Origin of the sequence: Algoriphagus aurantiacus (genome assembly GCF_035156405.1) — a bacterium.
Classification (GTDB): Bacteria; Bacteroidota; Bacteroidia; order Cytophagales; family Cyclobacteriaceae; genus Algoriphagus; species Algoriphagus aurantiacus.
The window spans coordinates 18032-29971 of sequence record NZ_JAXRUT010000041.1 but is presented as its reverse complement, the minus strand read 5'-3'; the positions used below and the strand labels follow the sequence as shown (position 1 = coordinate 29971).

General features: G+C 42.8%; 9 protein-coding genes. 8 read left to right on the top strand and 1 reads right to left on the bottom strand.

Going from position 1 to position 11940, the window contains the following annotated elements:
* The first annotated feature begins 404 nt into the window (after positions 1-404).
* The 7 genes from SYJ56_RS24410 to SYJ56_RS24380 all read left to right on the top strand — a co-directional run bounded on the left by SYJ56_RS24410 (position 405) and on the right by SYJ56_RS24380 (position 6619).
* Complete coding sequence (locus SYJ56_RS24410) at positions 405-1007, top strand: Crp/Fnr family transcriptional regulator (protein ID WP_323838784.1); 603 nt, start codon at positions 405-407, stop codon at positions 1005-1007.
* Entirely contained in the window at positions 991-1887 is an 897-nt protein-coding gene (locus SYJ56_RS24405; protein WP_323838783.1) for a terpene synthase family protein, read from the top strand. Before SYJ56_RS24410 ends, SYJ56_RS24405 begins: the two co-directional genes overlap by 17 nt.
* A 458-nt stretch (positions 1888-2345) precedes the next feature.
* A complete protein-coding gene (locus SYJ56_RS24400) occupies positions 2346-3017 on the top strand; it encodes a DUF6266 family protein (protein WP_323838782.1) in 672 nt (223 codons plus the stop codon).
* Positions 3018-5074: 2057 nt separating this feature from the next.
* Positions 5075-5554, top strand: a complete 480-nt coding sequence (locus tag SYJ56_RS24395; protein WP_323838781.1) for a hypothetical protein — start codon at positions 5075-5077, stop codon at positions 5552-5554.
* A 1-nt stretch (position 5555) separates the two neighbouring features.
* A complete protein-coding gene (locus SYJ56_RS24390; protein WP_323838780.1) occupies positions 5556-5984 on the top strand; it encodes a DUF5675 family protein in 429 nt (142 codons plus the stop codon).
* The gene (locus SYJ56_RS24385) at positions 5960-6169 is read left to right on the top strand and encodes a hypothetical protein (protein WP_323838779.1); all 210 of its coding nucleotides are present in this window, start codon (positions 5960-5962) and stop codon (positions 6167-6169) included. The genes SYJ56_RS24390 and SYJ56_RS24385 overlap by 25 nt, the downstream gene beginning before the upstream one ends.
* A gap of 207 nt (positions 6170-6376) precedes the next feature.
* Positions 6377-6619, top strand: coding sequence for a hypothetical protein (locus SYJ56_RS24380; protein WP_323838778.1), 243 nt, complete (start codon positions 6377-6379; stop codon positions 6617-6619).
* Between the two features lie 981 nt (positions 6620-7600).
* On the opposite strand, the gene SYJ56_RS24375 is transcribed toward SYJ56_RS24380, so the two are convergent.
* Positions 7601-8296: a lysoplasmalogenase gene (locus SYJ56_RS24375; RefSeq protein WP_323838777.1), complete on the bottom strand. Its 696-nt coding sequence runs from the start codon at positions 8294-8296 to the stop codon at positions 7601-7603.
* A gap of 344 nt (positions 8297-8640) precedes the next feature.
* On the opposite strand from SYJ56_RS24375, the gene SYJ56_RS24370 reads away from it, so the two are divergent.
* Complete coding sequence (locus SYJ56_RS24370) at positions 8641-11829, top strand: TonB-dependent receptor (protein ID WP_323838776.1); 3189 nt, start codon at positions 8641-8643, stop codon at positions 11827-11829.
* Positions 11830-11940 lie beyond the last annotated feature (111 nt).

The window sequence follows — 11940 nt, the reverse complement described above, 5'->3', positions numbered from 1 at the left end:
GGTTTTCATTTTTATCTTTTATAGGATTCGTTCTATAATCATATCATCATAATTAGCACTGCCAAACTCCCTCTCCTCAAGGAGAGGGGCGGGGTGAGGTAGCCTGTCCCGATAAGCAAAGCGATATCGGGAGTTGGGGTGAGGTGCCCCTAATCGCTGGAAGAAATTTAGAAAACTGAGTATCAGCGTGCTACCTCAAATAAAGGTATTTAGTGTTTTTGGGAGGAAAAACCCTCAAATGAGGGTTTTTTACTTAAAAAATTCGTAATAATCCATTTTTTATTTGGAGGGAATAGTTCTTAACAATAAATTAACATGTAAGAATTAGTTGATTTTTTAACTGGATTCTCCGCAATTGTTTTTACACTACAGATTAAGATTAGTACACTTTTACTATCATATATATGGAAAAGCGAGAATATATGGAGCAATTAATTGCTGATTACAACACAATCAAAAAGTTTCCAGAAGAGTCTTACGAGGCTGTTTATCAGAAACTCACTTTACGCACAGTATCGAGAAACGGGATACTCAAAAAGGTGGATATGCCAGATGAAAAAAGCCGCTATATCTGTGAAGGCTATGTTGGGCTTTTTCAGGAAATGCAGGATGGGCTGAAGCTCTTTAGGATTTTCGGCCCATCAGACGTAGCTTTTGATGAGCAGTCATTCCGAACCAAAACTCCGTCCAAAACGGTGTTGAAAGCCTTATCAGATACGGTTTTTCTGGAATTTACTCTGGATGCTGAAAATGAATTACTTAACCGTAAGCCTGATTTTTACTATCTGGCCCTGGAAGTAGCCCATAGGATCAACAAGCGCAACCTGGAACAGCAGACGATAAAAGACAGAAAATTCAAAGAGGGCTTTTTACTCTTGCTCAATAAGTTTCCCGGAATAGGGCAGTACCTGAAAAATAGGGATCTGGCGGATTTTTTTAATTGTAGCATCAGCACAGTAGAAAGGCTGAAATTCTCCATAATGAACGATCATGAGGGCCGTTTTTGAATTTCCTATAGCCATTAATAGACATTGTAAGACGCTGGACGTGCAGATACTCAATTGGGCCTGGAAAGCAGGGTTATTTGAAGATCCCGCCGAACTGGAGCGTTGCAGGTTACAAAAGATCAATTGGTTTGCAGGATATCTTTTTCCTGAAGAGTTGCCGGAGCGACTGGAGCTGATTATGAAATTTTTCCTTGGCTTGTTTTTATTGGATGATCTACTGGATATAGCGATCGATATAGCCATGATAGAATTCCTGGAAGGTCTGAAAACAGGAAACTCCAGCCATGCTAATGAGCGATTGGCATGCCTGGGAAGCATACTGTTGCTGCTACATAAGGCTATCCGTCAAGAATATGAGTCTCCTATCGCAGAAAAGGAATGGAACAACGCTTGGCTAGATTATCTGGAAGCCCTGCAATGGGAAACTCAAACCAAAATAGACGGCATCCCGCCGGTACTGAAAGAGTACAGATTCTACAGGCCAATAGCCTCAGGGGTATATATGGCTATGCTACTAGTCAGGAAGGAAAATGATATGCGGGGCTGTATATCAGAGTTACTGGAATTATCTATGGCAAGGTATATCTGCCTATCCAATGATCTGGCATCTTATCTAAAAGAACTAGCCATCGGAGATTCCCACAACGAGGTGCTTCTCTTAATGGAATCAATGGGTGACACGGCTATACCCTGGGTACAGAAGGAGGTCAACCAGCTGAGAAAATGGATTTTGCTACTGGCGGATCAAGTCTGTAAGAAGTCTGATGAATGTGATGACTGGATTCGGGGCTTCCTACTACTGGCTGGTGGCTGCGGAGCGTGGACGGCAGAGACTTCCCGATATCAGGCATATATCAACGGAAGTTCTAGAAGTCATTAATAAAAGGAGGTATATCATGTTCAACAAACGTGCTGTTATTTATCCCAAAGATGTGGTTTGCTTGACGGGAAGAAGTGAGCGATACGCCCAGGTGCTTTTGCACAAGGTCCGTGTGTTTGCCAACAAAGAACGCCATCAGTTTGTGACGGTATCGGATTTCTCACTCTTTTCAGGTATCCCCGAAGAGATCATACGAAAGTACATGATTTAAAGAAAATCCCTCAGGGAAAAGCTACAGACTAAAGCGAAATTCCATCCTATGATAGATCAGCAAAGCAGCATCAAAACCGATGTATCTACGATGCTTCTACGATGCTCCTCCGATGCATCTCCGATAGTTCATCGGACATGGTCCGTAGATGCTACGGTGATTATATCTAAATGGTAGGGATCAGAGACCAGTGAGAAAGAATACTTGCGGAAGAAGAATTTTAAGTAATTACTAATCATACTAAGCTATGGGAAAGGTAACAGATGATATACTCAATGGGTTTTCCGGAAAAGTCGGCAACCTCATTTTTTATCAGGTAAACGGACAGACCCTGATTAGGACTAAACCCGGACAGAGAACAGGTACCACCACCCCGCTTCAAACTTATCATCAGGAAGCATTTGCACTTGTACAGGAATTTTTGTCCCCCATGAAAAAAGAACTGGCTATAGGCTTTGTTGCCTATCGTAAAGGAGCAAAGCGGGGAATCGACCGCGCAAAAAGCCTCATGCTCAAAAACGCCATCTATCCGCTAGACGGTGCTCCGGTATTGCAGCCCGAAAAAGCACTGGTATCCTCCGGAGATCTGACAGGGGTACAGGATGCATTTCATACGGATTTGGGTTCAGGGAAATTCACAATCGAATGGACACCCAATAGTTGGGATGGTTCCGCCAGGGATGCCGATAAGACATTTGTGGTGGTATATGACACAGTACACCAGCGGGTTTTCAGTAATCAGGGATTAGGTTATAGAAAAGATGGATATCTGGAGGTACAATTGCCCTGGCTTTCATTTGATTCCGGTGCGGAGGCGCCGGGTGTATATGTTTATTTCTCTTTCTACTCCGAACGTGCTGGAAATAGTTTGTTTTCTGATTCTGTGTGTTTAGGAAAAATAGCAGGCGGTGGAGGATAGTATATCGCAGTATGGGTCAACCTTTGAGGTTTCCAAAACCTCGAGGATTTTTAACTATATCTACGCTGATCGGGGTTTTCGCTACCGTTCGTGTCGCCACGCACGGCTTTGATAACTCAGGCTGATCGGTAGCAATCCTGATCTCATATCACAGGAATTTATAATTCCGTCTGTTAGGGACCAGTGTTGATTTCGACATTTCACCGGGTTGAAACCCAGTGCTCCTCTACGGCAGACAAGTGATAAAATCTGCCATACCTACGGTATTACTGCGTTTCAATAGGCACTGTTAATGATGATACGAACAGATGCATGTTTCTACCTGATCTTTCGATTCTACTCCCTAAACAAGACAGTTCAGATTCAGCACCTAAGCTTAGTGTGAAGAGGATGCCCTTGAGACCCTGTCCCGATAACGAAGTGTATCGGGAATATGTGGTTTTTGAGATGCAGTCGTAGCCGTGAAGAAAATCGGCTAGCTCGCGAGTGGGCGAGCGAGATCCAGCGATTTTTAGGCGCAGACAAATCTCAAAAATCAAATCGGTCTACAAACATTAGATTTTGCTGGTTTTTTAACCGATTTGAAGCATAAACTCGGACGAAGGCTTTAATAATAGTTTCGCCCCATTCGGGGCTTCAATGCTAAGGTTTTGACTCACCCCCGGCTTTGCCGAGGGTTATGAAAAGTGGCAACCCTTTGGGTTTTTCAGTGTTGATCACAAATCGACTACTTGGTCCAAGTCTCCTGACCTGCCTGCTGCCTTTAGGCAGGCTTGGACCCCGCATATTGCAGTCTTCACAATGTTCTTCCAACTACAGCCGAAATTGAAGCTACCGTACATCCACATTGTGTGCTCAAAATCCCCTGCCGAATCAAGTTCGGGACATGCTTCGATCCCTTTGACAAAAAGAATAAGGAAATTTTAGGCAATTGACCTATGCTGATCTGTTTTCCATCATCCTGCATTAACTCCTGTTTCCCATATGATTTGTAGGCGGGAGGGAAACGGCCTTTTATCTTTTTTACACCGGGTTGAAACCCGGTGCTTCGCCACGGCCAAGTTATAAAATCTGCCATACCTACGGCATTGCTGCGTTTCAACAGGCATGTTGATTACTCGGCGTTCCATCTCAACCACCTCCACAAGACAGTTCAGATTCAGCATCTAAGTTTAATCTGAGGGCGCGCTGGGGTGACGCAGCAGCGAGCAAGGCGGCTGGTCTGCGTGTTGAAGCATTGCTGGCGTCTTGACTTTTTGCCTGCCTGTCCGGTAGGCAGGGTTCTTTTGCGTTAAGGCAAAAGAACGAGAAAAAATAGCCTCAACATTATCGATACAGGCCAATAGGGAGATTCACGTCAATGACTATGTAGAACACCTCTTTTCCATCCTTCTGCATTAGCCCCTGTTTCCCACATGATCTGTAGCAGGAAGGCAATGGCCTTTAATCTTATTTTACACCTTATCTGCCATGCCTACGGCATTTCTATAGGCACTTTTCAGTTGACTGAAGTGGAACGATTTTACAGTAAGTAATAAGCTAACAGGCCATACTCTAATTACTGGCACAACAGGTATAAACACTTCTATTCCGAAGCTTCCGAACAGACCGCACATTCAATTGATAGTCAGTATGATATAATTGAATTTTCCTGCATGTTTAACCTAAACCCCATATACATATGGCAAAACAAGCAGGAGTAATTACACTGAACGGTAAGGTAGGAAGACTCTCTTTCTACAAGACCAAGGACGGGTATCTGGCCCGTGAAAAAGGGGGCGTGAGCAAGAGCCGCATTATGAACGATGCCCGCTTTGCACGGACCCGGGAGAACCTGAAGGAATTCGCCGACAATGCCAGTNGGGTATCTGGCCCGTGAAAAAGGGGGCGTGAGCAAGAGCCGCATTATGAACGATGCCCGCTTTGCACGGACCCGGGAGAACCTGAAGGAATTCGCCGACAATGCCAGTTCGGCCAAGCTCTTCCGGGATGCGTTGCGCCCGGTAATCGCCAAGATCGGAGACAGAAGACTGAACCTGAGAATTACCCAGGTGATGATGAAGATACTTCAGTCGGATCTGGTGAACAACCGTGGTGAGCGAATGGTAAGAGCTGGAGACTGGAATCTGCTGAAGGACCTGGAACTGAATGCTGCAAGTTCACTGGGCAGCACACTATTTCTGGAGATCGGGTATACAGATTCCCCAACCTCTTGGGATGTAGCCATCCCGGCCTTTGTACCGCAAGACTTTGTGGCCTTGCCCAAAGGTGCTACGCATCTGAGAATTACAGCCACCGGAGTGGGACTGGATTTCGCGACTGGAGGAAGAGCTGTACAGACTGGCGTATCGGGTTTGCTTCCGGTGATTGATCCGGCTGCGGCGATTAGTCTTTCGGTAGACAAGGCCTTGCTGCCGGGTACACATAGAGCCTTTGTGCTGAGTGTGGAATTCATCCAGATGGTGAACGGCAGTGAGTACTCCATCAATAATGGAGCGCACAATGCTGCCAAGATCGTCGGCCTGGAACAGGTATAAGATGAGACTGGTACTTCACCGCAAGTACAAAGCAACAGTAACCCTTGGGAGGTTATTTCTGGGTCAAAAGCAGCTTTGCTTTACCCGGGAGCCTCCCAGGGCCTGCTTTGGTACGGACTCCACCTGTGTGGAGGAAGGCGTGTACGAACTGGAAGCCATCCACTCAGAGGAAAAAGGCTGGGAGATCGGGATAGCTGATAAAGGAAAAGTGGCCAGACTTCCCATAGGGTCTAGCCTGGCATCCAATACAGTTTACCCCGTTACCAGCTACCGGGCCGATGGCACTCCATTGTTCACCAAACTTGCGCACCTCAAGCTGATGGAAAGGCTGGAGCGGGAATGGGATCGTGGGGAAATAGTAGAGCTGCAGGTGGTGTCGGAAGGAGTTCCTTATCTCTTGGAATCATGTCTGGAGCAGAGCTACTTCTGAGTGCTGCGGGAGCGGTGACGGTGATGCTGCTTTCGGTGATCGCCTACTTCCTGAAGCTACTGATCGAGGATACCCGTCAGCTGAGCACCGAGTTGGCCAAGCTGAAAGAGCTCTTTATCCGTCTGGAAGCCGAGCAGGCACTGATTAAGACAGTAATGCAGCGTACCCGCAGTCCGCCCGGTTAATAGCAGACGTCATCCGATAGCTATCGGATGCGAGAAGGCCAAAGGCCGCTAGCCTGTCCCGATGAATCGGGAAAGCAATCTCTTGTATCAGGTACTTCGATCGTTGAGACTGCCGCGGCTCGTCCCTCGCCTCGCAGTGACGCGGTACTGTCTACCGTGTTAACCATTTAACCCTTAACTTTTTAACACTTTAACCATTTCCGAAAAATGAACATACTAACAGAAGTAAAAGACCGGGCCCTTGCGCCCACACCGCCTTTCTTCCAGAAGCTGAAAAAGGCAGGATTGATCATCGCCGCTATCGGCACCGCTGTGCTGACTGCACCAGGGACGGTACCGGCCATACTGCTAGCCTATGCAGGCTATGCCGTGACAGCAGGAACTGTCTTGGTGACAATTTCCCAATTGACCGTCGATGACGGAGCCTTTGAGAAAGTGTTGATGAATTAAGAGAAACAGATTAATAAGTTAAAGCCGGGGGGGTATTCTCTCCGGTTTTTTGTGGTTTTTAACCACAGTGGACACAGTAGTTCGGCAAGCTCACCAACCGAGGTTTTCACAGGAGAGCGCAGGATTTAATGATATCCTTCTCCACGTAGGGAAACCGAGATCCGCCGGTATTTAGGCAGCGAGAAGTTGGAAATTACACTATGTCAAAAATGGGAGAATTATTCAGTTAGCAGGTAGTTAGTGTGTAGGGCGCGCTGGGTAGTCGTGGCAGCGGGCCAGGCGGCTGGTTTTGTGCGGTGGAAGCTTTGCCACGACAAAGGCTTTTGGATACTTTTGCCTCAAAAGTATCAGAGAAAATAACCTTAACTTGATAATAGCGCTAAATAGATAAGGGATTTTAAAGTACTTCACATCTATAGCAGTATTTAGAGATTAATAATTATTTATCTGAAAACTTATTTGGGACGATTCACAAGGATATTTGCTGAAGGGGAGTTGCTATCCATAGGCAGATTGGGATTTGTAATTCCGAGCGCAAGGTACTAGTGTGGATTTATCCCTTTCAGGGTTAGATTTTTGTGTTGATCAACTAGCGATGGGCTATGATGACCTTTGGGGCTATGTATGACATTCCCTTTTCGCCGCTGTTTGTGTCATCACACACGTCCTAGATTGCCCTCGCCTTGGTTTGTGTCTCACAAACGATATGCAGAATTGTCTTATTTACCCTCTAACGCAAGTCTCAGACTTTTAAATATCAAATTGTAGTCCTACTGCCAGAAAAAAGATATTCCAATATCCTGATCTATTCTGCTATTAAATTCAACCAAATTGGGTTCTACTTTTTTATCAGGCTCAATATTAAATATAAATTTTTTGATCAAACAGTTCCTTTTAAAATGCTTACAACTTCATTATTAAGTACATGGTATAATGAATAAAGTCTTGGTCAAGGTAGTTTACAGCTGTAATTAGTATCCTTTAGCGACTAAGAGGTTGAATAATGTGTGATCTAATCCCCATCACTATCATCAATTGAGCGATTGCGTAGGTTCCCATGATCATCACACCGGCATCAGGTATGGGTTGATAGAATTTGTCTAGGGCTATCAGTCCGTCAGAAATAAAGAAAAGACTAGCCCCAATGAAGACTTGCCAAAACGAAGCTGAATTACATCTGCCATATCGTTCTCGTGCCATAGTGATCATACTTACTATCACGATGATGTACACAATCACCGGGATTTTTAAGGCTCCAAGATTAGGGTTGATCATATAGAATGTAAAAGCTGCCAAGAAATAGATTGGGAGGTTGATAAAGAATGTTTTTATGAAATTTACATTCAGGATAGATTCAAGAGCTTTTTGCGCGACCTTAAAAGCGATAATGTAGCACACATGGGCAAGTAGAAAAGCCCCGATTCCATAGATAAGAAGGTGATCCCATAAAAGTAAAATATCTCCAATTAAAGAGAAAATCAAAGCTCCTAAAACTGATTTGGCTAGTAAAGTCGAGGAAATGGGTCTAGTAATTTGATAGAAGTAGCCAATTAAACCCGCTATTATGAGAGGTTTAGATATAATTCTAAGCTCCAAGTTTTGTTCAATTATAAAGGCCATATCCACCAGGGTTGCGAATAAAAACAGGTAAAGCCAGAGGATGTTTTTCTTTTTCAACGAGATGATAATTTTGGTATTATTTCTAGGTATAAAATATTCGTTTGTAAACTATTGGAACTCAAAATTAAATGTCGTAAACCAGGTGGATTTCCAATCGTAGGGTTTTAAAGTATTTCTAAAATTTTATTCTAAAATACAATCAGTTTTCGATGTAAATGGATTGAGAAATAATATTTTTTGCATCCAAACAGAATTTTATTCAAGTTTCGATGTTAAGAAATAGTTAAAATTTGTGAAATTTGAATCGCAAAACTTAACAATATATACCCGAACTTCAGTCGGGGTGAATTTACCTTTGCGGATAATATTATCAAACCAACTTATATCAAAACGTACAAATTATGAGGCAAAATTTACTTAAAAGTCTTGGTGTCTTGTTTCTGCTAGTTCTGGGTACAGGATTTAGCTTAGCCCAAGGTGTGACTTCTGCAAGCATGCAGGGTAAAGTGGCTGAAGCAAGTGGAGAAACCTTGCCCGGGGCAAACATTGTCGCCACCCACGTTCCATCGGGAACGCGTTATGGATCAGTTAGTAATTTAAATGGACAGTTTGTGCTTCCTAACTTAAGAGTTGGAGGTCCATATACTGTAGAGATTTCGTTTGTAGGATATGAAAATAGATCTTACCAAGGTATTGTTTTAGGACTGGGTCAGACTTACACCTTAAATGCTGTGCTATCAGATGGGGTAGAACTAGAAACTGTAGAAGTAATCGCTAGCAACGGAAGTATAATGAACTCAGATAGAACCGGTGCTGCAACTAACATTGGTACAGAACAACTATCTGATCTTCCTTCCATCTCTAGAAGTGTTAATGATTTTGTGAGACTTACTCCTCAGGCTTCTACTGCCGGTAGTGGTGTTTCCTTTGGTGGGCAAAATAATAGGTACAATCAATTTGCCATTGACGGGACAGTGAACAACGATGTTTTCGGTCTTGCAGGAAATGGTACTAACGGGGGTCAAACGGGAGTTAATCCAATCTCTTTGGATGCAATCGACGAAGTACAAGTTGTAATTGCTCCTTATGATGTAAAGCTAGGTGGATTCACCGGTGGTGGAATTAATGCTGTGACTAGATCAGGAACAAACACCTTTGATGGATCTGTTTTTTATTTTGGGAATAATCAAAACCTAGTTGGAAAAAGTCCGAATGAGGCAAGAACTAAATTGGATGATTACACAGATTATCAGGCAGGTTTCAGATTGGGCGGTCCTATCATTAAGAACAAATTGTTCTTTTTCGTAAATGGGGAAGTCACAAGAAACTCTTCTCCGGTTCTTTTTGACCCTACCAGCGTTTCTGGAGGATCAAATGTAACAGTGGATGAACTCAGCAGAGCCGAGTCCGTTGCTTCAAGACTTGGTTATAATCCAGGTTCCTATGGTGCATTTAGTGAAAGCCAAAGCTCAGAGAAAATCTTTGCCAGATTAGACTGGAATGTAAATGATAAAAATAAGATCACGTTGAGACACTCCTATGTATATGGAGAGCAGATTAGTGTTTCTAGAAGCCCTAATTCTGTAAACTTTTTCAACAGTGGTGTTTTCTTCCCTTCCACCACCAATACATCAGTTTTTGAATGGACCAGTAGATTAAGCAATAACATGTCGAATGAATTGCGTATCGGATATACCAGCGTAAGAGATGACAGAAATCCATTGGGATCTCCATTCCCTGCTGTTAATATCAGATTGTCAGGTGGACGTTCTATTAACATGGGATCGGAAGCATTTTCAGTAGCTAATCAGCTTGATCAAGATGTATTAACTATAACTGATAACTTTACAGTTTATAAGGGTAAGCATACCTTGACTTTTGGAACTCACAATGAATTCTACTCTACGTATAACTTATTTATAAGACAGAATTACGGTGCATATTCCTACTATTCATTAGAAGATTGGGAATCAGTAGGAACAGCTGAGGAAGTATTGCCAAGAAGTTATGATTACTCTTATTCTAGAACGGACAATCCTCAGCAGGGAGCTGAGTTCAATGCCTTCCAGTTAGGCTTTTATGTACAGGATGAATACCAGTGGAAATCAAACGTGAAAATAACGGCTGGTTTAAGATTAGATATACCAACTTTCTCTGATAAGCCGTCTGTCAACGCTGATTTCAATAATGACTTTGCTGAATACGACGTGGCTACTGATCAAGTACCGGGAGCTCAGTTAATGGTTTCTCCTAGAGTTGGGTTCAATTGGGATGTAAAAGAAGATGGAAATACTCAGGTAAGAGGCGGTTTGGGCCTATTTACAGGTCGAGTTCCATTTGTTTGGATTTCTAATCAATACACCAATACTGGTAATGAATTTGGTAGAGTGGCTTTGTTTAGAAGCTCAGAAACTTCCACAGGAGATTATCCAGAAGATTTTATGTTTCAGCCTGATCCGTTCAACCAAGCAGATGCTGCTGATGTAGGAAAGTCTTTAGGTGTTTCTGAGATTAATGTGACTGATAAAGATTTTAAATTCCCTCAGGTATTTAGAGCTAATGCTGCAATTGACCAAGTATTTCCAGGTGGCATTATTGGTACTTTTGAAGCGATCTATACCAAAAACCTAAAGAATATCGATTTCAAGAACTTAAATAAACTAGAAGACGGCACTTTATCAGGAGCTGATGATAGAGTTTATTTTGATAGAAATTATGCCAATTCAGATTATAATGATGTCATTTTATTGACTAATACTAACAAAGGATTTGCTTATAACTTGACAGCACAACTTCAGAAATCTTTCGAATCGGGTTTGACTTCTAGCGTGGCATACACCTACGGAAGATCCAAAGATGTCAATGGAGGTACTTCCAGCCAAGCTTTCTCTAACTGGAGATTTGTAGAGCAGGTTAACGGTGGCAATAATGCCGAGATCGGGTTTGCTGATTTCGATGTAAGATCAAGAATAGTTGCTTCATTGGGTTACAAAATCCAATATTCTGGAGGATCTGCAACAACTATATCTGCTTTCTACAATGGTCAGTCAGGTATTCCTTTCTCCTATGTGGTGAATGGAGATTTGAACAATGACAGAACTTTTGGAAATGATTTGATCTACATTCCTGCTTCTCAAAGTGAAATCCAGTTTATCGGCACTCAGGCTGAGCAAAATGCACAGTGGAATGCCTATAATGCATATATAGAGAATGATGAGTATCTAAGTGAGCACAGAGGAGAATATGCAGAAAGAAATTCAAACAGACTCCCATGGACTAACCAAGTAGATGTTCGCCTCATGCATGAAATCAAATTGAAGACTTCAGATGAAACCAATCATAGACTTACCTTCACTTTTGATGTCTTGAACTTAGGTAATTTGATTAATCAAGAGTGGGGCAGACAATATGGTATCAGTAATAATTCGTTCTCTGTCATCGATCTAGACCGAGTGGATGTCAATGGTTCTACTAGAACTCCTGTGTATGAATATACTGGTTCAGGCCTGAATGATGGCAATCCATATTTCGTAAGTGATTTCTTGTCCAGATGGAGAGGACAGATAGGTATACGCTACTCATTTAATTAAACTTAAAATTATTTCATAGCAACAGCACCCCAGTGATGGGGTGCTTTTTTTTTGCGTAAGTTTTTAATTCGACGACAATTACTCAGATATAAACTTTGATAACCAGCCTAT